Annotated in this window: 21 protein-coding genes; 8 read left to right on the forward strand and 13 right to left on the reverse strand. The window is 58.6% G+C overall.

Features of this window, described 5'->3' with window-relative positions; translation table 11 throughout:
• Positions 1 to 481: 481 nt before the first annotated feature.
• Positions 482 to 1,918, forward strand: coding sequence for an IS1182 family transposase (locus ACA075_RS18150; protein ID WP_497294355.1), 1,437 nt, complete (start codon positions 482 to 484; stop codon positions 1,916 to 1,918).
• Positions 1,919 to 2,326: 408 nt separating this feature from the next.
• Positions 2,327 to 3,460 (forward strand): aminotransferase class V-fold PLP-dependent enzyme, encoded by a 1,134-nt coding sequence (locus ACA075_RS18155; RefSeq protein ID WP_497294357.1) that lies wholly within the window; start codon positions 2,327 to 2,329, stop codon positions 3,458 to 3,460.
• Between the two features lie 266 nt (positions 3,461 to 3,726).
• Here ACA075_RS18155 and ACA075_RS18160 read toward each other — a convergent pair whose 3' ends face one another.
• From ACA075_RS18160 to ACA075_RS18180, 5 genes are all read right to left on the reverse strand, one after another.
• The gene (locus ACA075_RS18160; RefSeq protein WP_497299287.1) at positions 3,727 to 3,975 is read right to left on the reverse strand and encodes a hypothetical protein; all 249 of its coding nucleotides are present in this window, start codon (positions 3,973 to 3,975) and stop codon (positions 3,727 to 3,729) included.
• A gap of 225 nt (positions 3,976 to 4,200) precedes the next feature.
• Complete coding sequence (mqo, locus tag ACA075_RS18165; RefSeq protein WP_497294359.1) at positions 4,201 to 5,853, reverse strand: malate dehydrogenase (quinone); 1,653 nt, start codon at positions 5,851 to 5,853, stop codon at positions 4,201 to 4,203.
• A 318-nt stretch (positions 5,854 to 6,171) separates the two neighbouring features.
• Positions 6,172 to 6,882 carry a GNAT family N-acetyltransferase gene (locus ACA075_RS18170; protein WP_497294361.1) on the reverse strand — a complete coding sequence of 237 codons (711 nt, stop codon included), beginning with the start codon at positions 6,880 to 6,882 and terminating at the stop codon, positions 6,172 to 6,174.
• A 100-nt stretch (positions 6,883 to 6,982) separates the two neighbouring features.
• On the reverse strand, positions 6,983 to 8,599 hold the full coding sequence (locus tag ACA075_RS18175) for a DUF1254 domain-containing protein (protein WP_497294363.1): 1,617 nt from the start codon (positions 8,597 to 8,599) through the stop codon (positions 6,983 to 6,985).
• Positions 8,600 to 8,756: 157 nt separating this feature from the next.
• Positions 8,757 to 9,392, reverse strand: a complete 636-nt coding sequence (locus ACA075_RS18180; RefSeq protein ID WP_497294365.1) for a TetR/AcrR family transcriptional regulator — start codon at positions 9,390 to 9,392, stop codon at positions 8,757 to 8,759.
• A 164-nt stretch (positions 9,393 to 9,556) separates the two neighbouring features.
• On the opposite strand from ACA075_RS18180, the gene ACA075_RS18185 reads away from it, so the two are divergent.
• Entirely contained in the window at positions 9,557 to 9,997 is a 441-nt protein-coding gene (locus tag ACA075_RS18185) for a hotdog fold domain-containing protein (protein WP_497294367.1), read from the forward strand.
• Between the two features lie 51 nt (positions 9,998 to 10,048).
• On the opposite strand, the gene ACA075_RS18190 is transcribed toward ACA075_RS18185, so the two are convergent.
• The 3 genes from ACA075_RS18190 to ACA075_RS18200 all read right to left on the reverse strand — a co-directional run bounded on the left by ACA075_RS18190 (position 10,049) and on the right by ACA075_RS18200 (position 14,112).
• The gene (locus ACA075_RS18190) at positions 10,049 to 12,526 is read right to left on the reverse strand and encodes a TonB-dependent siderophore receptor (RefSeq protein ID WP_497294369.1); all 2,478 of its coding nucleotides are present in this window, start codon (positions 12,524 to 12,526) and stop codon (positions 10,049 to 10,051) included.
• A 118-nt stretch (positions 12,527 to 12,644) separates the two neighbouring features.
• Entirely contained in the window at positions 12,645 to 13,598 is a 954-nt protein-coding gene (locus ACA075_RS18195) for a FecR domain-containing protein (protein ID WP_497294370.1), read from the reverse strand.
• Positions 13,599 to 13,602: 4 nt separating this feature from the next.
• Entirely contained in the window at positions 13,603 to 14,112 is a 510-nt protein-coding gene (locus ACA075_RS18200; RefSeq protein ID WP_497294372.1) for a sigma-70 family RNA polymerase sigma factor, read from the reverse strand.
• Positions 14,113 to 14,394: 282 nt separating this feature from the next.
• Here ACA075_RS18200 and ACA075_RS18205 point away from each other — a divergent pair, with 282 nt between their 5' ends.
• Together ACA075_RS18205 and ACA075_RS18210 are read left to right on the forward strand one after the other, a co-directional pair.
• On the forward strand, positions 14,395 to 17,802 hold the full coding sequence (locus tag ACA075_RS18205) for an Ig-like domain-containing protein (RefSeq protein ID WP_497294374.1): 3,408 nt from the start codon (positions 14,395 to 14,397) through the stop codon (positions 17,800 to 17,802).
• A 190-nt stretch (positions 17,803 to 17,992) separates the two neighbouring features.
• Positions 17,993 to 18,478, forward strand: a complete 486-nt coding sequence (locus tag ACA075_RS18210; protein ID WP_497294376.1) for a hypothetical protein — start codon at positions 17,993 to 17,995, stop codon at positions 18,476 to 18,478.
• Between the two features lie 246 nt (positions 18,479 to 18,724).
• Here the strand turns inward: ACA075_RS18210 and ACA075_RS18215 are convergent, their stop codons facing one another.
• Positions 18,725 to 19,852 carry a GGDEF domain-containing protein gene (locus ACA075_RS18215; RefSeq protein ID WP_497294378.1) on the reverse strand — a complete coding sequence of 376 codons (1,128 nt, stop codon included), beginning with the start codon at positions 19,850 to 19,852 and terminating at the stop codon, positions 18,725 to 18,727.
• Here ACA075_RS18215 and ACA075_RS18220 point away from each other — a divergent pair.
• Both ACA075_RS18220 and ACA075_RS18225 read left to right on the forward strand, forming a co-directional pair.
• Positions 19,781 to 19,969, forward strand: coding sequence for a hypothetical protein (locus ACA075_RS18220; RefSeq protein ID WP_497299359.1), 189 nt, complete (start codon positions 19,781 to 19,783; stop codon positions 19,967 to 19,969). The two genes, ACA075_RS18215 and ACA075_RS18220, sit on opposite strands and share 72 nt — an antisense overlap.
• 189 nt (positions 19,970 to 20,158) lie before the next feature.
• Positions 20,159 to 20,602: a hypothetical protein gene (locus ACA075_RS18225; RefSeq protein ID WP_497294380.1), complete on the forward strand. Its 444-nt coding sequence runs from the start codon at positions 20,159 to 20,161 to the stop codon at positions 20,600 to 20,602.
• A gap of 56 nt (positions 20,603 to 20,658) precedes the next feature.
• Here the strand turns inward: ACA075_RS18225 and ACA075_RS18230 are convergent, their stop codons facing one another.
• Positions 20,659 to 21,228, reverse strand: a complete 570-nt coding sequence (locus ACA075_RS18230) for a YceI family protein (protein WP_497294382.1) — start codon at positions 21,226 to 21,228, stop codon at positions 20,659 to 20,661.
• Between the two features lie 179 nt (positions 21,229 to 21,407).
• Here ACA075_RS18230 and ACA075_RS18235 point away from each other — a divergent pair, with 179 nt between their 5' ends.
• On the forward strand, positions 21,408 to 22,154 hold the full coding sequence (locus ACA075_RS18235) for an SDR family oxidoreductase (RefSeq protein WP_497294384.1): 747 nt from the start codon (positions 21,408 to 21,410) through the stop codon (positions 22,152 to 22,154).
• A gap of 41 nt (positions 22,155 to 22,195) precedes the next feature.
• Here the strand turns inward: ACA075_RS18235 and ACA075_RS18240 are convergent, their stop codons facing one another.
• The 3 genes from ACA075_RS18240 to ACA075_RS18250 form a co-directional block, all read right to left on the reverse strand.
• Complete coding sequence (locus ACA075_RS18240; RefSeq protein ID WP_497294386.1) at positions 22,196 to 22,687, reverse strand: DUF2269 family protein; 492 nt, start codon at positions 22,685 to 22,687, stop codon at positions 22,196 to 22,198.
• Positions 22,688 to 22,689: 2 nt separating this feature from the next.
• On the reverse strand, positions 22,690 to 23,817 hold the full coding sequence (locus tag ACA075_RS18245) for a saccharopine dehydrogenase family protein (RefSeq protein WP_497294388.1): 1,128 nt from the start codon (positions 23,815 to 23,817) through the stop codon (positions 22,690 to 22,692).
• A 256-nt stretch (positions 23,818 to 24,073) separates the two neighbouring features.
• Positions 24,074 to 24,721: a hypothetical protein gene (locus ACA075_RS18250; protein WP_497294390.1), complete on the reverse strand. Its 648-nt coding sequence runs from the start codon at positions 24,719 to 24,721 to the stop codon at positions 24,074 to 24,076.
• Between the last annotated feature and the right edge of the window lie 53 nt (positions 24,722 to 24,774).

The following is a 24,774-nucleotide window of genomic DNA, read 5'->3' on the forward strand; positions in this document are numbered from 1 at the left end:
GCTGGCAATTGCCTGGATTTGTTTCACTGGTTCGATCCGGGCTGTGTGAAAACATAGCGAGCAGAGGCAGAACAAGGTAAAAACAGGCAAGAAAAGGCCGGGGTCGCGCCCTACTTTACAAGTTGTAAATGAGCATTCCAAGCCTGTTTTTAACGCAATAATGCCGAGCGCAGTAGTTTTCACACAGTCGACACCCGGACAGGACGCGTAAGAATTTTTTGCCGCAGATCGGCTAGTCCAGTCGATTGAAAGTGCCTAGGCACTTGTCGACACTTCATCCCACGCAAAAGTCAGAAGCCATTTCAAAGATACTGGCTCGTGATTAGGATGAAGAAAAAAAGTCCCCTAGTGCAGGCATTGGGGCTATGGCTGATTTCTTCCATTAGCTGTCCTTCACGAAGGGCAGCTTTGGGCCCAGGCTGTGTGAAAACGCCAGTGATTGTCTAACCTTCTGATCGTCGAGATCGTAGCGGGGGCGATCATGAAGCGATTTATTGAAGGTGAGGCTCGGACGCAAGTCACCTTGCTGCCGGAGTGCCTGGACGATTACGTGACCCAAGAAAATCCAGTCCGTGTGGTCGACGTTTTCGTCGATGAACTCGACCTGGGCGCACTTGGTTTTGAGGGCGTCGATCCTGCCGCAACGGGTCGTCCAGCCTATCACCCAGCGGTGTTGCTGAAGATCTATATCTACGGCTATCTCAATCGGATTCAGTCCAGCCGCCGACTTGAACGTGAGGCCGAGCGCAACGTCGAGTTGATGTGGCTAACGGGGCGTTTGGCTCCGGACTTCAAAACCATTGCCGACTTTCGCAAAGACAACGGCAAAGCCATTCGCAGCGTATGCCGCCAGTTCGTAGTTCTTTGTCGCAACCTCAATCTCTTCTCCCAATCGATCATCGCCATCGACGGCAGCAAATTCAAAGCCGTCAATAATCGCGACCGCAACTTCACTCAGGGGAAGGTGAAGGCACGCATGCAGCAGATCGAGCAGAGCATTGATCGATATCTGGCGGCGATGGATTCGGCGGATCGGGCAACGCCCGAAGTGGCCGAGGCCAAAGCAGAGCGGCTTAAAGAAAAGATAGAAACACTGAAAAAGCAGATGCAGAAACTCAAGGACATCGAGGCGCAGCTCCACGAAAGTCCAGACCAGCAGATCTCCCTCACCGATCCAGATGCACGCTCAATGGCTACGAGCGGCCGAGGCACCGGAACGGTTGGCTACAACGTACAAACAGCGGTCGACGACAAACACCATCTGATCGTTGCCCATGAGGTGACCAACGTTGGTAATGATCGTGGGCAACTGAGCAATATGGCGAACCAGGCGCGTGAAGAAATCAAGGCTGAATCGCTAACGGTGGTGGCCGACCGAGGCTATTACAAAGGTCTGGAAATCCTTGCTTGCGAGCAAGCCGGCATCACTACCTTCGTACCGAAACCCCTCACATCGGGCAGCAAAGCCGAAGGCCGATTTGGTAAGCAGGACTTCATCTACCTTGCTGCATCGGACGAGTATCGATGCCCTGCGGGACAGTTACTGACCCGACGGCATTCTTCGGTGGAAGACGGCATGCTACTGCACTGTTATTGGTTCTCGGGCTGCCAGTCCTGCGCAATGCACAAGCAATGTACGACGGGTAAGGAGCGCCGGGTAAAGCGCTGGGAACATGAAGCCGTAATCGATGCGATGCAGGTACGGCTGGAAAATGATCCAACGATGATGAGGCGTCGCCGACAGACCGTTGAACATCCTTTTGGAACGCTCAAATATTGGATGGGAGCCACCCACTTCCTGACCAAAACCCTACCAAGGGTAAGCACCGAAATGAGCCTTCATGTGCTCGCCTACAACCTCAAACGAATGATGAGCATTTTCGGTATCGCAGGACTACTTGAGGCGATCAGGGCGTGAATCCAGCCGTTTGATCGTCCGTGAGTGGCTGTTTGGGCCGCTGACGCGGCCCAAACAGCATTTACGAACGCCTATGTAGCTGACGAGGGCAATCGCGCTTCAGTCTGCTGGTTTCGCAGGCAACGCCCGTAGCTCTCAACTTTCGACGTATTCAGTGCGTTTTCACACGGCCTGGGTCGGCTGCTGCCCTTCATAACTGGTCGTTATCGACTGAACGTATGAGGTAGCAACCTTTAAGCCCCACCCTCCCCCAACTCAGCAGCCACCTGCGAGTATTGCTACGTCCAGTAATCGACCTGATGCCAGCCGCTCGACAGAAGTCGCACTTCAATCCCGAGCAATCTTGTCATTTGCCAAGGCTTAGGGCAGGGTCGATACCACTGACATCTCTGCCAAAGGAGTCACCCCATGTCCAAGCTATATCCCAGTGTCGATCCCGAGGGGCTGGTCGAGTACTCAGTGGTCTACACCGACCGCTCGCTCAACCACATGTCGCAGTCGTTTCAAGGTGTGATGAAGAACATTTCAACGACCCTGAAACAGGTCTACAACGCCCAGGCTGTCGGGGTCGTCCCGGGCAGCGGCACATTCGGCATGGAAGCGGTGGCGCGACAGTTTGCCACCGACCAGCAATGCCTGGTGATCCGCAACGGCTGGTTCAGTTATCGCTGGAGCCAGATCCTTGAGATGGGCAACATCCCGGCGGCCACCACGGTGCTGAAAGCCCGACCGGTCGACACGGGCCGCCAGGCTGCCTACACCCCACCCCCTCTGGACGAAGTGCTGGCAGCCATTGAGGCGCAGAAACCGCAGATTGTCTTCGCCCCCCACGTTGAAACCTCATCAGGGATTATCCTGCCCGACGAGTACCTGCGGGCCGTCGGCGACGCCGTGCACGCGGTGGGTGGCCTGTTCGTGCTGGACTGCATCGCCTCAGGCACGCTTTGGGTTGATATGCAGAAATGCGCAGTCGACCTGCTGATCAGCGCACCGCAGAAAGGCTGGAGCGCCTCCCCTTGCTGCGCCCTGGTGATGTTCAGTTCTTTGGCCCTCGAGCGCATCGAGCAGACGCAAAGCAGCAGCTTCGCCTGCGACCTGAAAAAGTGGCTTCAGATCATGCAGGCCTACGAACAGGGCGGACATGCCTACCATGCGACCATGCCCAGCGATTCCCTCGCGCGATTTAACGAAGTGATGAAAGAGACGCAAGCCTACGGTTTCGACAAGGTCCGCAGCGAACAACAGGCGCTGGGCGATCGGGTACGCGCAATGTTGACCGGCAAAGGCATCAAAAGCGTGGCCGCAGCTGGCTTTCAGGCCCCTGGTGTAGTGGTGAGCTACACCGATGATGCCGACATCAAGAGCGGTAAGAAATTTGCCAGCCACGGCCTACAGATCGCCGCCGGAGTGCCATTGCAATGCGACGAGCCGGCCGACTTCCAGACCTTCCGCATCGGACTGTTCGGACTCGAAAAGCTGCACAATATCGAGCGCACGGTCAGCACCCTCGAGCAGGCACTGGACGAGGTGATGGTTAACTAAGCCCTCATCGTGCCCGCAGCACATGCCGGACTTGTGAATTCCAGGAAGGCATCCTGCCCTGGACACTGCCGGCCCATGGCGCTGATCTTCGACGAATATGACGCTGGTCGCCCGGGCGTCACGCTAGAACCATAAGGGAAATCCGCCGCATACCACCAATGTGAGTGACGGGTTCTGGCCGGAGGGGGTGGTTAGTCGTTTGATAGCCATCGAAGGTAAACCGGCCTGAGGATGCTAGGGCGTAAAGCCCTAGCGGACAGCAGATTTCACTTTTTCTTTTTCGCCGGCTTTTCTGCCTTGTCTGATTTCTTAGCCTTGTCTGGCTTGCTATCAGCTTTTTTTGCAGATTTCTTTGGTTCGGCATCTTTTTTCTTGTCTTTCTTTTCGGAAGATTTCGAAAGAGCCGAGGCCGCAGCTGATTGCTTTGCCTTCGATGACTTTTTGTCTTTCAAATCCTTGCTGGCGTTCGAAGCATCACCTTTGCTTTTCTTCTCGTCTTTAGCCACGTTGACCACCTCTCGGAAAATGCCGGTATTGGCACATTGCCTGTGCGATTCATCCACAAGCTAATCATTAGGCGAGCGCGTCCAAAGGCGGTTCAAATTTTTTGATGCGTTGAGACAGGCGTTGGATGAAGCACCGAGATATGAGCCCAGATGCATCCACCCCTCGAAAACCACTCCCCACAAAAAAGCCCACTGACCGTCTCCGATCAGTGGGCTTCCCAAGCAAGCTTCTACTTACAAAGCCATATCCGTCGAAGCATTAGCCTTCGAAGCCTTTGCCTTATCAGCATCAGCCGGAGCAGCAGCCGGAGCTACCACCTGACCAATTGCCGGCGGCGGAGTCAGTTGCAGCACCTTGGCGGTGTACGCCCACTCCTGCGCAACCTTCTCAGGACTGCCATTCAACTGAGTGCCATAGCTCGGCACGATCTGATGCAGCTTCTCCTGCCAGGCTGGCGAAGCCACCTTGTCCTTGAACACTTTCTGCAGCACGGTCAGCATGATCGGCGCAGCCGTCGATGCGCCCGGCGATGCGCCCAGCAGGCCGGCGATCGAGCCGTCAGCGGAGGCAACGATTTCAGTACCCAGCTTCAACACGCCACCGGCTGCTTCATCACGCTTGATGATTTGCACGCGTTGGCCGGCTTGCCAAAGGCGCCAGTCTTCAGCTTTGGCGTTCGGGAAGTATTCTTTCAGGGCGTCGAGGCGGTCTTCGTCAGACAGCATCAGCTGGCCGGCGAGGTACTCGACCAGCGGGTATTCCTTGATGCCGACTTTGGTCATTGGCCACACGTTGTGCGTGGTGGTGGTGGTCAGCAGGTCCAGGTACGAGCCTTCCTTCAGGAACTTGGTGCTGAAGGTCGCGAATGGGCCAAACAGGATGACGCGCTTGCCGTCCAGGACACGGGTGTCCAGGTGCGGAACCGACATTGGCGGTGCGCCAACGGAGGCTTTGCCGTAGGCCTTGGCCAGGTGTTGCTCGGCGATGGTCGGGTTCTCGGTGACGAGGAACGAGCCGCCTACCGGGAAGCCTGCGTATTCCTTGGCTTCAGGAATGCCGGACTTCTGCAGCAGGTGCAGTGCACCGCCGCCCGCGCCGATGAACACGAACTTGGCGTCGGTTTCGGATTGGGTGCCGTCTTTCAGGTTTTTGTAGCTGACGCGCCAGGTGCCGTCGTCGTTCTTGGTGATGTCTTGCACTTCGCTAGACAGTTTCAAGTCGAACTTCGGTGTGGTTTGCAGGTGCGCAACGAACTGGCGGGTGATTTCGCCGAAGTTGACGTCGGTGCCGATCGGGCTCCAGGTGGCCGCGATTTTCTGGTTCGGGTCACGCCCTTCCATCATCAGCGGAACCCACTTCTTGATCACAGCCGGGTCTTCGGAGTACTGCATGCCGGCGAACAGCGGGCTCGCTTGCAGGGCTTCGTAGCGCTTCTTCAGGAACTTGATGTTGTCATCGCCCCACACAAAGCTCATGTGCGGCGTGGAGTTGATGAACGAACGCGGGTTTTTCAGCACGCCTTGCTGAACCTGCCAGGCCCAGAACTGACGGGAGATCTGGAACGCTTCGTTGATTTCAACGGCTTTCGGGATCGAGACATTGCCCTTGTCGTCTTCCGGGGTGTAGTTCAACTCGGCCAGGGCGGAGTGACCGGTACCAGCGTTGTTCCAGCCGTTGGAGCTTTCCAGGGCGACGCCGTCGAGGCGCTCGATCATTTCCATCGAAGTGCCAGGTTCCAGCTCGTTGAGCCAGACACCCAGGGTCGCGCTCATGATGCCGCCGCCGATCAGCAGTACATCGACTTTCTTTGCCTCTTCCGCGTGAACGGACGTGATCCCCATCGACAAAGCCAGCCCCAGCAGGGCCGTGTTCATTTTCTTAAACATCTGTAGCACCTATGATAAAACGCCATCCGCCCTTCTATCCTCATTCACGGAGCCCCGGGTTCACGACATTCAGGCAGGACGTCGTGGGTGCTCGTGCACAAGAATCGAAGGGTGGGCACACAAGGCCGACGTGTCTCCATCGACCTCAGTTATATGTCCCTACTGAACTGACTTTTTATCATTATTGGCTTCAGCTACTTGAGCGACATTGATCCTGTCGGCACGTCTCAAGGACATGCAAACTGAAAAGGTCAAACCAAGTTGGCGCGCAGAATATCATGGCTCGACGACCGCGCGCTCTCAAAAGGACTTATGAGTCTAGTCCAGACGAGGCTCGTTCGCCGCGTCCCGGCCCAAACGATTCAGCACAAACACCTTGGCGTTGTGGGTCATTTGGTCCAGATGCCGGTCGCGCTGCTTTTCGGCATCGACCATCGCGCGCTTTCCGTGTTTTTGCAGCAAGTAGGTATGTATCTGCCGGACCTCTAGAGAACTGTAGATAAATGTGACGTCCAACAATCCCATCAAGCCTTCGCTGCTGTGGTCGCGGGTGTTCATCAGCACCTGCGTGCCGCGCACGCCCAGCACCTGGAACCCCATCGATTCGAACAACGGCACCTTGGCCACGGTGCAGGTCAGTTCGGCGTGGGGGTAGCGACTGATCATGTCTTGCAACATGGACCGCGCGACGCCGCGGCGACGATGACCCGCGTCGACGGCCATGTAGGCGACGCCGCACGCTTCGGGATCGTCCTTGACCGGCAGGTACAGCAGAAAACCGATGACCTTTTCAGGGTCTTTTTCGTCGGTGGCGACGATCAACTCGACCGCAATGCCCTTGGACCCACCGAGGGCTTCCAGATACAGATGCACTTCGTAGCCGACCGCGTACTGATACACGTTGTACAGCGGGTTGCTCGGCGCGATGCCGACCATGCTGATGTCGGTCAGGTTGTCGACGACCATCTGCAGGATCTGGCTGTTGATGTGCTCCGGGCACGGGGTTTCAAAGTGGCTGAGTTGGGGCATTGCGTGATTGACTCCGAGGTTTAAGGCGCGCCCGTGACGTGAAGCGTTGGCACAGGGCGCGCCTATGATAACTGCTGTTGCAGCCTTTCCCTCGACTGACTCACCGAACCTCTTCAACTTCACCGGGGCGCCAGGCTTTGGTGAAGAACGGTTCGAGCGGCCCGTACAACCGCAAAAGCATGAACCAGCCTTTGCCCGGCAGCGTCTGAATCCAGTTGCCACGTTTCACGCCTTCCGGTTGTTGAGGACCGAAGTAAACGGTGGTTGAGCCATCCGTGTCGGCCTCGGCGGCGGGCGACGGATAGCTCTGGCTGCCGGCGCGTGGGTAACGTTGTGGCGTATCCAGCATCGATCGGGTCTGGTTGTCGTACACGGTGAACGACCAAAAATTGGCTTCGGGAATACCTTTGGGCAGCGTCACTTTGTAGGTCTTGGCCCCGTCGAAATACGCCTTCTTCGAATCCAGCATGGCGAACAGGTATTGCGAGCCGATACCGGGCAGACGCATCGCCATGGCTGGCGTGATGCCGGTAACGCCATAGAAAAACGCCGAGCGCGCATCCAGGGTGCGATAACCCGTCGCCGGGAAAGGCTTGGCGCCTTCGGAGGTGATGATCGGGATGGGCGTTTCAAACTCACTGCCACTGATGAACAGGAAGTTGGACCAGGATGAACCGGGGTAGTAATACCAGTCAGGATCACGCGGATTCATCAGCAAGCTGCGCGCGGTGGCATTCGCCGCCGCCAGCGCTTCGGTCATGATTTTCTTCATGCGTGCATCCGGCGCGAACGGCTTGCCCTTGACGATGCCGACGGCGGCCAGCGAGCCCATCAGTTCGGCGTCGAGCGTGGTCGCAGGCTCTTGCTGCACGAGTTCATTAAGGAGCTCATAGGCACTGAAGTCGTTTGGTGGAATGGTGTTCATCACCTTGCCGCTACCTTCGTGGAACACCGTGGGCGGCGGTTCGGCCACCTTGGCCAGCGCGACCTGGCCACTGAGGAATTGCGCCACGCTGGTGCCGTAGCCCCCTGCCTCGTAGGGATAGATTTTGGTGGTTTTCTTGATCAACTCGACGACCGGTTTCGGGTCGCTCTTATCCATGAAAGCACGGCCCAGGATCAGCACTTTGGTGGTCGGCGCACGCGTCACGAAATAGCCGCCTTCGGGGACCGGCCCGTCGTAGCCAGGCGGCAGCACCAGGTATTTTCCACCCTGCCCCCGGTCCGGCCCCGGCGCGCCGAAGTCGATCATCCAGCGCCACCAATAGTCGTCCAGCGTGCCCAGCGAATTGGGCGGTGTTTCCAGCACCATCGGCCCTTTGCTCACGTCGATGAAACCGAGGAAATAAATGGTATCGGCATTGGCCGTCAGGAACAGCGACTTGGCATCCATCAACTCTGAAAAGATCAGGATCTCGTTGTCCTTGACGCCGGCCTCCAGGAAGCCTTTACGGATCGCCACCACGTTGACCCCCTGGAAGGTGTTGGTGATGGCATTGAAAGCATGGATGTAATCGAGGTTGTCGTAGACCTTGTTCAGGGTGTCCGTGCTCGGCATGCCGTCCTTGAATTCCAGCGTGCCGAAACGGGTGTCGACGTTTGCGGGCGTGCTGATCGAGGCGGGAACAGGCGAGTTGTCGAGCGCAGTTGCTGCGCTTGGGAGCGCCAGCGCAATACAGACGGCGGGGGCGGTTAGTAGCCGAATGAATGGTTTCACAGTGTCATCTCCATCAGGAATGGATTGAACGCTTGCCCTCTCGACATTGGAAAACGGCCCGATTGACTCCCACTGTTCGCGGCAGCAGATCAAGCATAGCCATGCTTGGCTGGAACAATTGCCGTTCGGCGGAGAACGGCCTTGTTGAACAGAGATTTTATTCGTCAGAAATGGCTGCATCGCCACCGATTGATCGCCACGCCGCTTGCGCCAGCAGTTCTCTGTAAGTCTTCGGACTGCCCGCCACCCTCCCCGACAACCATGCCCGGCAGTAACTGTCCGCCTGGCCGATGATCAGCGACGGCAGCAATTCGGCAGGAAACGCTCGCAATTCATCGCGTCGGCCGGGCTCTGCCAGCCATTGGCCGAGTTTCTGGTTACGGGTTTTGTTTCGAGTGGCCAGTTCGTCCTTGAACGGCCCTTTGGTGACGGCAAATCGCGCGTGGTACTGGAACCGTGCCCACTCGGGCTGGCTGTCGACCCAATCGACGTAGCTGTGGACCAGCGCGCGCACGCCCTCTTCGGTCGTCTGGGCCTCAGCGAGGTAGCTGTCGCGAAGCAGTGCCTGGTCGTCCAGCGCCGTAAAGAACAGCGCGGCCACCAGGCCTTCCTTGTTGCCGAAGTGATGGTAGATCGCGCCGACGCTGGTATCGCATTCGGCGCGGATCATTTCGATGGTCGTGGCTTCGAGCCCTTGTTCGTTGAATAGGGCCAAGGCTTTTCTGAAGATGTCGCGCTTGAGTTCGGCTCTTCTGCCGGGGTAGCTGCGCTCGAGTAGATCTGACGTTTCCATGCGGGACACAGGCCAAAAAAATCCATGACAAGGCAGACGGCTGCCGGTGAGAAAGCTGAGCTATGTTGACAGATTTCCTCGCGACAGAATACTGTTCCGTCACAGAACATTATTCTGTTAAAGAACATCATTCTGTAAACCACCCCCCTCAGCGAGGCTTCAAAATGAGTCAGTTTCTCAGCATGCTCAACAGCGCCGGTCCGGAAGCGTTCAGCAAAATGGCCTGCCAGGTGGCACCCTACTTCAGCACCATAAAGCCGCTGATTTCCGAGTTGCGCCCCGGTCACGCCACGGTGCAGGTGCCATTCAGCACGGAGATCACCAACCACTTGGGCTCGGTTCATGCGATTGCGATGTGCAACGCAGCCGAACTGGCGGCCGGGACGATGACCGACGTGTCCATTCCGGCCGGTGCGCGCTGGATTCCGAAAGGGATGACGGTTGAGTATCTGGCCAAGGCCAAGAGCGATGTGACGGCGGTGGCCGATGGCGAGGCGGTGGATTGGCAGACGGAAGGCGACAAGATCGTACCGGTGGATGTTCATGATGCTGAAGGCAAGAAGGTGTTCACGGCGCGGATCACCATGAACGTAAAACTCGCCTAAACACCGCCCCCCTGCAGCAGCTGGCGAAGCCTGCTGCTACAGGGATTGGCGTTACCAGTCGTAGCTCATTTCAACCGACGCCACCCGCTCCTGGCCGTAGTAGCAACCGAACGAATAATTGCAGTCCGACACATACTCGCGATCAAACACGTTTTGCACGTTCAAGCGGGTTTGCAAGCCGCGCAAGCTTGCGTCGAGTTTGCCCATGTCATAACTGATCGTGGTGTCGTAGACGACGTAGGACGGCACGTCGAAGGAGTTGGACGAATCACCCGGTTTACGCCCGATGTACCGCGCACCCGCGCCGAAGGTCAGTCCATTGAGCGCCGCTTGCGTGAAGTGATAATCCACCCACAACGAGGCGGATACCGGCGACTGCGCTTCGTTACGGTTGCCCTGATCGCCATAGGTGCTCTTGGTGTAGAACGAGTCGATGTAGGTCGCCGCCGCCAGTACGTCGACGTTGTCGATGCTGGACTTCAGCTCCAGTTCAACGCCGCGCGAACGCACTTCGCCGGCCTGGGCCTGATACTGCGGATACTCGTCGTCGCCGGTCAGCACGTTTTTCTGCTTGATCTGATACACCGACGCGGTGATCAGCGTCTTCTCGAACGGCTGGTACTTCACGCCCACTTCATATTGCTCGCCCTCGGTCGGCTCGAAGGCATTGCCGCCACGTTCAGGCGCGGCGGTGCCGATGGTCGGCAGGAAGGACTCGGAGTAGCTGATATACGGCGCCAGGCCGAATTCGGTGACGTAGGTCAGGCCCACGCGGCCGGTGAATTTGTTGTCGCGTTGCGAACTGACGGTGCGGGCGAGAATGTCCTTGTTATCGATTTCCGCCCAGTCCTGGCGCCCACCGATGGTCAGGATCCACTGGTCCAGTTTGATCTGGTCCTGCACGTACACACCCGTCTGGCGCAGGGTGTTGTCCCATTGGGTGTCAAGCACCGGCGTCACGCTGCTGGTGTCGTAGTTGTTCTTGCCGTAGAGGTCGACCGGCAACACGTTGTTCGCGTTCAAGCCATCGTACTTGCGGTTGAAGTGGCGATAGTCAACGCCCACCAACGTGGTGTGCTCAAGGGCTCCGGTGTTGAATGTGTACTCCAGGTTGTTATCGATGGTGTAAGCGATGTTGTGCTGGCGCCAATCGAGTTTGGTGCGGTTGGCGCGGGTGTAATCGGTCACGCCGGCAGCATCGGTAACGAAGCTGCGCAAGTAGAAGCCCTTGTAACGGTCGCGCACATCGGTGTAGCGCGCAGTCGAGCGGTACTTCAGATCGTCAGTGAAGTCGTGGGTGAAGTCGTAGCCGAAGACGTACTGGTTACGTTTGTAGTCGTTGTAGTGCGAGTCGCCGGAGAAAAAGTCGCGGTTGATTTTCTCACCGTTGGGGCCGCGATTCAGCGAGCCGATCCGCGGCAGCGACTGATAGTCGACCTGGCCGTCATCACGCTGGATCTGCGCCAACAGCGTCAGCGACGTGTCGTCGGTCGGTGTCCAGGTCAGGCTTGGCGCCAGCAGCATGCGTTCACTGTGGGTGTGCGCGACCTGATCGTTGCCTTTGTTCGTGACACCGACGAGGCGATAGGTGAAGGCGTTCTGATCGTCAATCGGGCCACTGGTGTCGAATGCGCCGTTGACCCGGTTGTAGCTGCCCGCACCCAGTTTGACCTGGCTGCGCTGTTCCGTGGTCGGACGTTTGGAGACCATGTTGATCAGGCCTCCCGGCTGGTTCTGGCCATAGAGGACCGACGACGGGCCTTTGAGCACTTCGATGCGTTCCAGGGTGTACGGATCGATTTGCGGTGCGCCGCCCAGGCTTCCGGCATACGGAATGTAGGCACCGTCCAGGTACAACGGCGTCGGCGCGAAACCACGGCTGGTGATTTCGTCGGCAATCGAGTTGCGGTCGGTGAAACCGCCGGTATTCAGGCCGGGCGTGTAGCGCAGCGCCTGGGTCAGGTTGCGTGCGCCCTGCACTTCTACTTGATGCGCGGTCACCACGTTGATGGCCTGCGGAATTTCCAGGATCGGTGTGTCGGTTTTGGTGCCCGTGGCGCTGCGGGTGGCGACAAAACCGTCCACGGGCCCGTAGGCCGACTCGATGACTTCACCCGAAATGCTGGTCGCCCCCAGTTGCAAGGCCGAGCCGGAATCCACCACCGGCAACAGAGAATAGCTGCCATTGTCCAGGCGCACAGCCTGCAATTTTCTGCCGGCCAGCAGTTGCCGCAATCCCGCATCAACCGTGTAGCGGCCGTGCAATCCTGCCGATGTCTGGCCACCTGCATGGGCCGGATCAAACGAAACCGTCACCCCCGCGGTGGAAGCAAACTGGGTCAATGCCGACCCCAGCGAACCCGCAGGAATATCGAACTCGGTTTCGATGTGGGTCTGCGCCCAAGCGGGCTGCGCAACGACCGTCATCCCCAACGGGACGACGAGCGCCATGCCAAGCAACGCCGCGTGGACAGCGCGGTTCAAGGGTTTGATGGAAGATTTTCGGTTAAGGGGATTGCGAGGGGTCATGCAGTTTCCTTTCGCCCGGCGGCAGTGAATGGCGGCGACTCTTTGCGCCTCTACCTACAAGGTCGAATGAGAAACAGAATCAACAACCCCTCTCGGCAAATTCTTTTCGCAGGCCCCATCACACCGGCTCGACACTGGCCCAATACCGACTGAAACGGCGTATGCGCACCGGCAATGTCGAGGTCAGGTTGTCCAGAATCGTGTCGGTGCTGCCAAGATGGAAAGCGCCGGAGATGCGCAGCGCAGCGACCGCCGGATCGCACCCCAGGTGGCCGGGACGGTAGCGCTGCAGTTCCATGACGAAATCGGCCAGGCGCCAGTCATTGACCACCAGCATGTCGCGGGTCCAGGCATCCGCTTGAGGGTTGGCCCACTGCAAAGGGTCAACGCTGTCGCTGCGAAAACTCAGCTGTTGCCCGGCCTCTACCCGCACGGCAGCGCCGGCCAAATGCGCGGAGCGCACTTCAACCGCATGCTCTTGCACGCTGACCTGCGTTTGCCCCGCTTCGCTGCGCACGATAAAACGCGTGCCCAAGGCGCGAATGCTGCCTTCGGCCGTGTGCACAATGAAGGGCCGCGCCAGTGGGTCACGCGCCGTTTCAATCTGGATTTCACCGCTGAGCAAGCGAATTTCCCGCAGCTGGTCGCTGTAGCGGATGTCCACGGCGGTGGCCGTGTTGAGTTGCAGCTGACTGCCGTCGTTCAGGCGCACGCGGCGGCGCTCGCCGGTGCCGGTACGCTGGTCCGCTATCAACGTCGGCAGCGGCGTGGTGTTCCAGGCCAATGCGCCCGCCCCGCCCGCCGCCAGCAGAATCGACAACACCTTGAGCACGTCGCGCCGTTTGGCGCGGGCGCTGGTCAATGTCGGCCGCGCAATGTCGGGACTGACCTGACCCAGTTTGTCCTGCAAACGCGCGAGACGGTCCCAGGCTTGCTGATGGCGAGGATCGCGTTCCAGCCAATGCCGATGCGCCTCACGAACGGCCTCGTCCGGCACCTCACTGCGCAAGTCGACATACCAGCGTGCCGCTGCCTCAAGGGTGGCATGGTCCAGTGATTGGGCACGTGCCACCGCTTCAGTCCTCAACCAGCAACAGGCAGTGAGTCAGGGCGCGTACCGCATGCTTCTTCACCGTGTTCACCGAAACGTTCAGGCGCCGGCCGATCTCCACATAGCTCAGGCCGTCGAGCTGCGCCATCAGGAAAATCTCACGGGTTCGGCTACCCAGGCCATCGAGCAAGCGGTCGATTTCCATCAGGGTTTCGATAATCAGCGTGCGGGCTTCAGGCGAGAACGCCACCGGCTCGGGGATCAGGGCCAGGGTTTCCAGATAGGCTTGCTCCAGCGCCCGACGGCGGAACATGTCGATCATCAAGCTGCGCGCGACCGTACTCAGATAAGCGCGAGGCTCGCGCAATTCAGGTGTCTTGCGCTGGGTCAGGATCCGGATGAACGTGTCCTGGGCCAGGTCTGCAGCATTGTCGATGCAGCCGAGTCGTTTGCGCAGCCAGCCGCAGAGCCAACTGTGATGGTCCTCGTAAAGCGTATGCACGGCGTGTTGCAGCGAGAGATCAACAGACGACATGGAGAAGGCCCAATGCGGAGAGTTATTTGATAATGACTCTCATTTTCTTCGATGACAGTTGGTTTTGGCAAGGCCGCGCGGGTGTCAGGGTGGTTGGCAAGTGGGGGCAGCACCCTCCTCGACAGTGAGGAAAATCCCCCAACCCCCACCAATCCGATCACCTACTACCACTTCAACCCTATGTTTTTTAAGCACTTCAAATCGGTATCCGGCTGTAGCACGACTTTTGCATCAACCCCTTGGCAAATGCCGCCACGCCCGGCATGCCCCAAGAGAACCACCATGAAAAACTCAACACCTGAATACAAGTCGCTCGGCTTCTTCAGGGGGGCGGGCATCACTTCCGTGATGCTGATGACGTTCAGCCTGACCCCGGTCCGCGCCGCACCCATCGATGATGTCAGCCCACCGCCACCAACGGATCCCTCGGCGTATACCAATCCTCCCGCCGATCCGGCCGCCGCGCTGGAGGCACTGAAGACCTTGCCGGAAGCCAATCAGGGCGCACTGGCCCTGCCCAATGGCGCGTTCGGCGACCGGGACACGCCGCGGGCCGACAACGTGCTGCCACCCAGCGTGCAGACGTCGTTCAACTTCCCCACCAACGGCAAACCCAGCCCCTTGTTCGGGGCCGAACCGTTTACCCAGCAATTGCTGCTGTTCGAAGAGTTCGGCCCGGAAAAACTCGACCCGACCACCCCCCCACAACTCCTGACGTTCCCGGTGCCCACCACTGGCCCGGCGCCGCAGCAGGATCCGAACAACGTAGCCCGCAGCGGCCCGTCGAGTGCCGCGATTGAAGCCTTCATGCGCCAGCCGGGGTTGTTTCCTTACCCGTCGCAGTTTTCCAATGTGCTGGACCGCAACCCGTGGAAGGCGCAGATCGAAGCCTTCCTCAATCGCCACCCGGTCGGCTCACCCGCCGAGGGCCGGCCGCCGGGAAAAGGCTGGTCGCATCAGCGCTGGAACGAGTTTTATCCTCAGGTTCAATACAAGACCGTGCAGATGGGCGTGCGGACCAACCAGGGCCTGCGTGACAGAAAACAACTGCACAACTACGCCAATGGTGAATTCGCGCCCGGCGGGCTCTATTACCAGACCTCCGACATCCCTGAAACGGCGGGCACGACCAAAGGCATCGACGCGCGTTTTCATTCCAAAATGCCGATACAGAATCACAACTCGCTGTGGACCTTTGACGGCTCCGTGCCGCCGAAACTGCTGATGGTGCGCTACGGTCAACCGTTGCTGATGCGTCACTACAACGCCCTGCCAATCGACCCGTCGGCCAACGCCGGTTTTGGCCTGCACACCATCAGCACCCACGAACACAACGGTCACTCCCCCGCCGAAAGCGACGGCTATGCCAACGCGTTCTTCTTTCCGGGGCAGTACTATGATTATCGCTGGCCGATGCAGCTGGCCGGCTACGACACCATCAACACCACCGCGCAGGATCCGCGCGCTGCGTTCCCCTGCTCAGCGGGCGAAACGCTGTACGTCAACGATGCCAACCCGGGCCTGAAGACCTGTGAAAACGGCAGCATCAAGATCCGTGGCGACTGGCGCGAAACCATGAGTACCCACTGGTTCCACGACCACATGCTCGATTTCACCGCGCAGAACGTCTACAAGGGCAACGCGGTGATGATGAATTACTACAGCGCGCTGGATCGCGGCAACGAAGCCATCGAGGATGGCGTCAACCTGCGCCTGCCCAGTGGATCGGCGCTGCCGTGGGGCAACCGCGACTATGACGTCAACCTGGTGGTCGCCGACAAAGCCTGGGACGCAAACGGCCAGTTGTGGTTCAACCCGTTCAACACCGACGGCTTTCTCGGGGACCAGATCCTGGTCAACTGGCAGTACCAGCCGCGCTTGAAAGTCCGGGCGCGCAGCTACCGTTTCCGCATCCTCAACGGCTCGGTATCTCGCTACTTCAAACTGGCGCTGGTCCGTGAAATCAGCGGCAATGGCGGCGAGTTTCCGGGGCCGGCGGGATCGGGGGTTTCCTACAATCGGGTGCCGTTCCACATGATCGGCAACGACGGCAACATCATGGAGCACGCCGTGCCCTTCGACGGCAGCATGGACCTGGATGCCGACGGTGACCGGCAGGACCACAATGCAATCCTGCCCACCCAGGGCATCGCCGAACGCTACGACATCATTGTCAACTTTGCGAAAAACGGCATCAAAACCGGTGACAAGCTGTACTTCGTCAACTTGCTGGAACACAAGACCGGCAAGGGGCCAGAGAAAAACGAGCTGTCCCTGGCCGACGTGCTGTCCGAGAAGTACAAAGCCGTCATCAAACAAACCAGCAAGGGCCCGCAATGGGATAAGGGCGATCCGACCGTTGGCAAGTTCCTGCAACTGCTCGTGCAACCCTACTCCGGCCAGGACCAGAGCATGGACCCGGTGGCCTATGAGCCTGCCAAGCCGGGCAAACCCGCCGGGAAAATCATGATCCCGCTGACCATCAATCGCGACAGCCCGACTGACCAGGCCAAACTCAAACTGGCGCGGCATCGCGAGTTCATTTTCGGTCGATCCGACGGCACTGATGAAGCGCCCTGGACGGTCAAGACTGATGGCGGTTTTGGCTACAACATGGACCCTCGCCGACTCAGTGCCGCGCCACAACTGGCCAATGGTCCGACCGACGCGGGATTCTCCGGGGACGGTACGCTTGAAGTGTGGAAAATCAAGAATGGCGGCAACGGCTGGAATCACCCGGTGCATGTGCACTTCGAAGAAGGAGTCATCCTCAGTCGCGACGGCAAGGCGCCACCGGAATGGGAAAAAGGTGCACGCAAGGATGTCTATCGCATTGGCGAAGGCATCGACAGTTCGGTGGAAGTCGAAATGGCGATCCACTTCCGCGAGTTCGCCGGCACGTACATGGAGCACTGCCACAACACTCAGCATGAGGACTCTTCGATGCTGTTGCGCTGGGATATCGAGCATCCGGGCCAGTTCCAGCTGATGCCAACGCCCCTGCCGGGCTGGGACGGCGTCACCTACGTCAACTCCGCCGCACTGCCCACCTTCCGCACCGGCGATCAAAACGATGATGATCACGAAGGCCCGAACAAAAAACCGGTGGCCAACCCTGACGTCGCCACCAGCAACAACGGCCTGCCGCTGACCATCAACGTGTTGGCCAACGACACCGACCCCGACGGCAACCTGCCGCTCAAAGTGGTGGGTCTGAGCCAGCCGGATTCCGGCCAGGGCTCCGTCAGCACCGACGGCGTGCGAGTGATCTACGCGCCACCGACCACCGTCGCCGAGCCGTTCACCGCGACCTTCACGTATAACGCCAGTGACGCCAAGGATGCCGTCTCGGAGAACCCGGCAACGGTGTCCGTGTCGGTCGCCGCAACCGCTACGGTCAACGAAGACTTGCTGGTGACCAGCGCCTCCGTCACCGCCCGCAGCAACAACCGCTACACCTGGGACATAGCCGGCACGACCTCGCGGGGAACGGGTAACACCCTGACCGTCACCGCGACCACCACCGGCGGTCCACTTAACCTGGGGGCCGCGATCCTCACCCCGACCGGCACGGGTGCTCGCTGGAGGGTGTCCGTCACCACCACCGGTAATGGACCGACGCCGAGCCCGACCGTCATCGTAAATTCGACGTTCGGGAAGACGGTGACGGCGCCGATAGCGGCGCATTGAAGTGACATCGGTTGGCGCTCGGTCCATGCAAGGTGGACCGGGCGTCAGACGGTTACAGCAGTTCGGTGCATCGGTTGGTGGATGGGGCCATGGACGGGCAGCGGGTAATCGCCATTTGAGCCGACTCGACTAAAGTTGTCCCTCCGCTCGCCGACTCCTTCCTGTGAACCCACAGACGAAGGACCGTGAGATGTATTACCCCCGCGAGGCTGAAAAAGATCACCTGTTCAACCGCGTGATCCTGCTCACCGTGGCCTGCTGCGTGGTGCTGATCCTCGCCGGCATGGCCCGGCACGAGGGCATTGCCTACGCCGCCATCCGCTTGAGCCCCGTCGAGACAACCGGCACGGTGACGCAGCTGGACGACATCCTGATGAACAGCGACGGTAAAGTGATCCATTACCGCTACACCGATCACAACGGCCAGGCGCACGACGATCAATACGTTGACGAGCGCTATGCACAGAAAACCGCGTATGAAACCGGCGGCAGCATTGACCTGCTTTACTCGCGCTGGCTACCGGGGCAAAACAGCATTGCCCGAGAGCTGAACGGCAATCGTCCGGGGTTTTACATCATGCTGGGTGGGATGTTGCTGGCGTTGTTGTTCCTGGGGATATCGGCCAAGACGCTGGGGCGGATTTATGCGATGAAGGAAGAAGACCGGTTTTATTGAGTCATGCTGTTCACTTAAGACAATCTTCAGTCGAGCAAGAACCTGTGGCGAGGGGGTTTAGCGAAACGTCGCACCGCCCCGCTCGGCTATGAAGCAGTCGTAAATTCGGACAACCCGGTCTGTCTGAATGGACGCTGGGGGCCGCTTCGCAGCCCAGCGGGAGCAAGCTCCCTCGCCACAGGTTGTTCAGCGCTCGTTGTATCGCGTGAATGCTTTCAAGCAGGGCCGAAAAACCTTTCCACATCCCTACTCCGAAACAGCCACCTGATTACGCCCACGCGCCTTGGCGCGATACAGCGCCTTATCCGCGTTATTCAGCAAACTTTGAAAATCGTTGTCGCCGATATCCATCGCTGCCACACCGAGACTGGCCGATATGCGGTGAACCGGCCCGGTCATCAATCCACCAATAGACTGGATAAGCTGCTCGGCGATGTTAAGGGCAACTTCAATGGAGGTGTCCGGGAGCAGGATCGCGAACTCTTCACCGCCGAGCCTGCCGAAGACATCGGTGTCGCGGAAGGACCGATTGATGATCACGCCCATCTGCCGCAACACCTGATCCCCGACCTGATGACCGTAAGTGTCATTGATGTGCTTGAAGTGATCCATATCCAGCATCACCGCGCACAACGGTAACCGGTTGTGTTTGCAGTCATGGAACAATTGCTGGGCATGCTCGAAAAAAGCACGGCGATTTTTCAGGCCGGTGAGTTCATCGGTCTGTGCGGCGTAAGTGGCAATGCGATGGGCGCGTTCCATTTCGCGGGTTAGCAGGAAGGCGGTTTCCAGGGCTTCGGACAGTTTGCGTGTCGCGCTGGCCACGAATGAGGCGAACACAATCACGGCCAGCGCAATGCCGACCTGGATCGCTGACGGTTGAAACAGCAACCAGAGCGTACACGGCAACAACACAAGGCCAATGGACGCCAGCGTCATGTATCGATAAGCCGAATAACACGACACCGCACTGACCGACATGCCGACGGCAAAGAGCATGACCAACACCTGGGCCAAAAGGTCGTTTGCCGGCATGACCGCCAATGCGCCCGCCCCCCAGATACCGGCGGACAACATCAGCGTGAACCCGTATTTCTTCTCCCAGCGTTGCGGGGTGCGCTCGCTGTCCGGGCAGCGAAACCAGGTCACGAACATCAGGATGCGCAGCAACGACGATGCTGTCAGCAGCCCAATCCAGGTAAAAATGACGGCGTGATCAAAACGCTCCCAGCACAGCCCGCACAGCATGATCGCGGCCAGAAAACTGCCGAAAATCGCAGGGAATGACTGGTGGAATAGCTGATGCAATCGATCACTGCGCACCTGCGCTGCGATGAAAGAATCCTGGTCGTGCCGAAATCCTGGGCCACCCATTTGATCCGCCTGATCATGATGCTGCGACAAAAAAAGCGATTGTGGCACCCTGCCACCCAGGCAAACAAACAATTACAACTCGTGGGTACCCGCACATTCACGGTAATGCGCCCTTAAAGCCTCAGTGACAATCGTCAGAAAAGTAATAGCACAAAGTGAGCCACCCCCACGCCCTGTAGTCATCAAGCCAAATGACATTGCGCTGTCATCGTGCAACGCGTTCGTCCTGCTACGCTTTTTAAGCCTCCAATGAAATCGGGCGATTATCACCCACACGGATCCACTTGACTGTTGAGGTTGCGCAATGTGAGAGCCCAATTTATCAGCGCCGTCATTACCCTGACCATGATCGGAGTGACGACGTATGGGTTTATGGAATGGAACGCTGGCGAGAGCGCGCGCCGGGATGCGGTGTGCAAGACAGCTCAACAACACCAGGAAACGGTGGAAATTCGAGCGCGAGCGATGGCTGCCGGGCTGTCTGTCGATGCTTACGCCGAGGCCGAGAAGGCGGAAGTCGGCAAATTGGTAAACTCCCTGGATACCGCGAAAAATGATGCCGAGGTTGAAGCCGTCATAGACGCACACGCTGCCGAGTTGCAGGCGCAGGGCGCCGCCACCGACGCGGAGTTGAAAAACCAGGGGAGCCAACAATTCCTCGAACAGAAGTTCAAGGAACAGCGGATAACCACGGACATCAAGCAGGAAATTGAGCGCGCCGAGAAGGCGGTGGCGGATGCCTGTAGTTAAAGCGGGTCGCTTGCAACAGGTTCGATGATCGGCTCTATCCCCTTGGACTCGCGGGGTTACCGCTGCGGCGCAACCATCCGAAACCGGATATTGATGTCGTCGGAAACGACGGTATCGCCCCATTCACCCTCGCCGACCTTGAAGTCGCTACGCTTGAGCGTTAACTGGCCATCGAAGATCCCGATGGCGTTCTCCTCTTTCAGGAGGACCGGAACGGCCACCTCGCGGGTAATGCCCCTGAGCGTGAGTTTGCCGGTGATCGAATAGCGGTTGTCACCCAGTGCTTTCACGCCGGTCGATTCAAACCTCGCCTCGGGATACTTCTGCGTGTCGAACCAGGCGGGCTTTTGCAGTTCGGTGTTGGCGTCATCGCTGCCCGCATTAATGCTGTCGAGCTGGATGATCAGCGCGGCACGGCCTGCGGTTGGGTTCGTCGTGTCGAAGTGGAGCGTGGCTGTGTACTGGCCAAACGTGCCATACACCCGCGAGCTGAACTGGTTATAGGTAAAAGAGAGCGTACTGGCGGCTTGATTCACTTGCGTGTATTTGGCCGCTTCGGCACAGGGAAAAAAGCCGAAAGCAAACGCTGCAGCCAGTATGCAAAGCGACGGGAATCTAGAATTCATGGGACGCTCCGGTCGTGGCACTCGCTGGCCAGACAGGTGGACTAAAGCAAAAAACCACCGTTTATTCCACTTGGCATCGAGACTTCCGACCACCTGTCGGCAACGTGCACCCGCGCCCGATACGGCCACCCGGGCAGGTGTTTAATGACTTAAGCACTTACCGCATCGGGAGACAGGACATGAAAATCGTCGTCATCGGTGGCACCGGGCTGATCGGCAGCAAGCTCTGCCAGAACCTGCAGGATCTGGGGCATGAAGCCCTGGCGGCGTCGCCGAGCACCGGCGTCAATGTCATTAGCGGCGAGGGGCTGACGGAGGCGTTGAAAGGTGCGGACGTGGTGGTCGACGTCTCGAACTCACCCTCGTTTGAGGACCACGCAGCGTTGCATTTCTTCGAAACCGCCGGGCACAACCTGATCGCGGCGGAGAAGATCGACGGCGTCAAACACCATGTTGCGCTGTCGGTGGTCGGCACCGAACGGATGCTCGACAGCGGTTACTTCCGGGCGAAAATGGCCCAGGAAAAACTCGTCAAGAAATCCGGTATTCCTTACACCATTGTGCGGGCCACGCAGTTCTTCGAGTTTATCCATGCCATTGCCCACTCCGGGCGCGAGGAAGGCGACACCCTCCACTTGACGTCCGCCGCACTGCAGCCGGTGGCCTCGGCCGATGTAGCGGCGGCCCTGACAGACATCGCGCTGAAAGCGCCAATCAATCGGACCGTCGAGGTGGCCGGCCCAGAAAAACTCCCCCTGATCGAGTTCGCGAGCGACTACTTGAAGCACACCCAAGACCCGCGCCAGGCCGTCGCGGACGACACGGTTCCTTACTTCGGTGCGCCGATCAATGACCAGTCGCTGACACCGGGCGCCAATCCCATCGTCGGCGCAACCCGGTTTCAAGACTGGCTCGAGACCCACTAGACGACCAAGCCTGGTCGTAGGGTGAGGCGGTGCTCATTGCGCTAGACCAGCGCCTCGACCAGCTGCATCGGCGTCATCTTCGTCACCATCATCATCACGATCACAAACATCCCCGCAAAACCCGCCACGCCCATCCAGAACCATTTGGTGTAGACCGAGCGAAATTCCCCGCCCAGCCCCTCACCCGTCTCCTGCGCGCGCAACGCCATCCCGTGCAGCCGCTTCTGCAGCACCAACACCGGCAGCCACAACGACCCCACGCACAGGAAAATGATCAACGAGGTCAGAATCCATTCCGTGCTCATGGGCAGCCCGGACACTTTCATCAGCAGATAACCGGTGACGATCTGAATGAAGCCTGCCGGGGTGGTAATCCAGGTGTCGAAACGCACCACCATTCTGGCCACGTGTGCGATCACTTGCGGGTTGCCCGTGCGACTGGCCGCGATCAGATAGAGGTAGGAGCCCATGCCAAACCCGAACAGGAAAATCGCGGCAATGACGTGCAGGTACTTCAGGCACAGATAGAGCATGTTCAGCCCTGCTCGTCAGAAAAGCGCACGGACAGGTGCAGATTGGCCGGATCGTTGATCGCGGCCATGTACTCGTCGACGCTGATCTCGCCCACGCAAGGACGGGCGCCGGGGGCCGGCGCGTAACCCGCGATCCGTTTTGCCACCAACGCCACGGCCGCGCAGCTCGGGATTTCAGGGCCCTTGTCGTTGTGCGCCGTCAATTGCACGGTCATGGACAGCGGTTGCCCATCAACGCCCTGCCCTTCGACATCGATGTACATCGCACTCAAGCCATCACCAAATCGCTCAAACCACGTCCCCCAGCGGTGCAGCCTTGCCGCCCACGCCGCAGAGTCTCGCACCAACCCGATTCTCAGCGCCTCGGCGAGCACGTAGTTGGCCACGCCACCGAGCTTCAGGCCCGAGCCTGCCTTGAAACTCAAGGTATGGGCGCCGTAGCGGGCCGCGAAAATATCCATGTCCGGCACATCGACATTGGACAGGACACGGGTCCCCATCTGAGGCATCTTGCGCAGAGTCAGGTCCTGCCAGCCCAACACCTCGTGCACCTGGCCATTCTTGAGCTGCTTGATGGGTTTGCCCGCGTAGGCCAGCACGCCTTCGACGGTCGAGAGGCCGGGCATCTTCGCCGAGGAAGAAATGCCATGCTCGATCGAGTCGATGCGTTTGAAGCGATAACGATAGTGGTCGATGAGCGCCGACGACAGCGTCGGCACCGAACTGCACCCACTGAGAATGGCCACGCCGGCCTGCTTTGCGCTCGCGTCGAGCACATCAATGCTATTGACGAAGGTGCGGCAGTCAGCCAGATCGCAATAGTTCACGCCCGCGTCGATGCAACTTTGCGCGACGGCATAGGATTGCCCCTGAAACGGGCCGCCGGTGTGCACGACCCACTGGATGCCCATTGCGCTCAGCGTGGAACCGAACGCGCTGCCCATGGCATCACCGCACCAACTTTCACAGACACGGCCGGACAGGGTTTTCAGCTCATCGACCTTGCGCTGCAACTTGTGTGAATCGCGGCCCGAGATCACCAGCTCCACGCCAGGCATCGCGACCAAATGCCTGCAAACGATGCTACCGAAATTTCCGTAGCCACCGACCACCATCACCCTGAGTACCATTCAACGCTTTCCTTAACCATTGGATCATGTCGCCAACCCGCCCGGGACCGGGCGCGGCAAAGCTTTACTGATATCTAACGGACAGGCAAGCAGCGAAGCACTGCAGGTCATTAGCGAACATCAATACACCGTGCCCGCTTAAGTTACGCACTAAGGTGACGACAAAAAAAAGCGACCTTCCGAGTACAGGCCTGTATGGCCTCTGCACTCAGTAGGTCGCTTCTGTCAGTCTTAAAAACTTAGGCGCTGAACGGGCCTAGCATTGGCTCGCAACGGTCCGCGCAGAGATAACGGTGTAGTCCTGTTGTCTGACTCGCTGAGTCAACACCAGCATGGTCAGGAAACCCAGTGCAATCAGCACCGGATACGCCATCAACAGTTCGGAAAGCGAGTACTTCCAGGCCAACGGGCGACCGACGCCCAGCATCGCCGCGTACATCCACGACACCGCCGACAGCGAGCCGCAAAACAGCGCCAGCATCCGTGCGCTGAATCCGAGATCGAGCAAGGAGCCGGCCTTTTGCAAAGCGGGCAATACCAGGCGATGCAACAACATGCCGTTGTAGGTCAGCAACATGACAATAATAACTTTGGCTTGAAGTTTTGGGTTCATGAAGTAGTTCATACCTTTATCCAGGTAATCAATACCCATGACGGCAATACCGGTTACCCACAACGCGATCAGCGCAACCACCACCGACTTCTGCAGACTTTCCATGTGAGCATGATCATGCCCAGTGGAAGTTTTCCGTTTCAATAAATCTTTAACCATCGCAATATCACTGGTCAACACCAGACCAATCGCCACACAACACGACACTAAATGAACGTAAATAACGCCCAGCCGCAAAAATTCCATACACTCTTTGTTTTCCAACAGGCTCATAATTGTATTTATCGCCACGGTAAGTTCTCCACCTTATTCGACAGTACAGATCATTTCTTCAACAGGGCACT

The sequence above is a fragment of the Pseudomonas sp. LBUM1663 genome (assembly GCF_059695905.1).

What these genes read in the sequence shown, in the direction of transcription:
- ACA075_RS18220 (WP_497299359.1), top strand. Translation starts at nt 19,781, where the DNA reads ATGCAATCGATCACTGCGCACCTGCGCTGCGATGAAAGAATCCTGGTC.
- ACA075_RS18230 (WP_497294382.1), bottom strand. Translation starts at nt 21,228, where the DNA reads ATGAATTCTAGATTCCCGTCGCTTTGCATACTGGCTGCAGCGTTTGCT.
- mqo (WP_497294359.1), bottom strand. Translation starts at nt 5,853, where the DNA reads ATGTTTAAGAAAATGAACACGGCCCTGCTGGGGCTGGCTTTGTCGATG.
- ACA075_RS18215 (WP_497294378.1), bottom strand. Translation starts at nt 19,852, where the DNA reads ATGGGTGGCCCAGGATTTCGGCACGACCAGGATTCTTTCATCGCAGCG.
- ACA075_RS18180 (WP_497294365.1), bottom strand. Translation starts at nt 9,392, where the DNA reads ATGGAAACGTCAGATCTACTCGAGCGCAGCTACCCCGGCAGAAGAGCC.
- ACA075_RS18240 (WP_497294386.1), bottom strand. Translation starts at nt 22,687, where the DNA reads ATGCTCTATCTGTGCCTGAAGTACCTGCACGTCATTGCCGCGATTTTC.
- ACA075_RS18185 (WP_497294367.1), top strand. Translation starts at nt 9,557, where the DNA reads ATGAGTCAGTTTCTCAGCATGCTCAACAGCGCCGGTCCGGAAGCGTTC.
- ACA075_RS18170 (WP_497294361.1), bottom strand. Translation starts at nt 6,882, where the DNA reads ATGCCCCAACTCAGCCACTTTGAAACCCCGTGCCCGGAGCACATCAAC.
- ACA075_RS18245 (WP_497294388.1), bottom strand. Translation starts at nt 23,817, where the DNA reads ATGGTACTCAGGGTGATGGTGGTCGGTGGCTACGGAAATTTCGGTAGC.
- ACA075_RS18155 (WP_497294357.1), top strand. Translation starts at nt 2,327, where the DNA reads ATGTCCAAGCTATATCCCAGTGTCGATCCCGAGGGGCTGGTCGAGTAC.
- ACA075_RS18150 (WP_497294355.1), top strand. Translation starts at nt 482, where the DNA reads ATGAAGCGATTTATTGAAGGTGAGGCTCGGACGCAAGTCACCTTGCTG.
- ACA075_RS18235 (WP_497294384.1), top strand. Translation starts at nt 21,408, where the DNA reads ATGAAAATCGTCGTCATCGGTGGCACCGGGCTGATCGGCAGCAAGCTC.
- ACA075_RS18200 (WP_497294372.1), bottom strand. Translation starts at nt 14,112, where the DNA reads ATGTCGTCTGTTGATCTCTCGCTGCAACACGCCGTGCATACGCTTTAC.
- ACA075_RS18210 (WP_497294376.1), top strand. Translation starts at nt 17,993, where the DNA reads ATGTATTACCCCCGCGAGGCTGAAAAAGATCACCTGTTCAACCGCGTG.
- ACA075_RS18205 (WP_497294374.1), top strand. Translation starts at nt 14,395, where the DNA reads ATGAAAAACTCAACACCTGAATACAAGTCGCTCGGCTTCTTCAGGGGG.
- ACA075_RS18190 (WP_497294369.1), bottom strand. Translation starts at nt 12,526, where the DNA reads ATGACCCCTCGCAATCCCCTTAACCGAAAATCTTCCATCAAACCCTTG.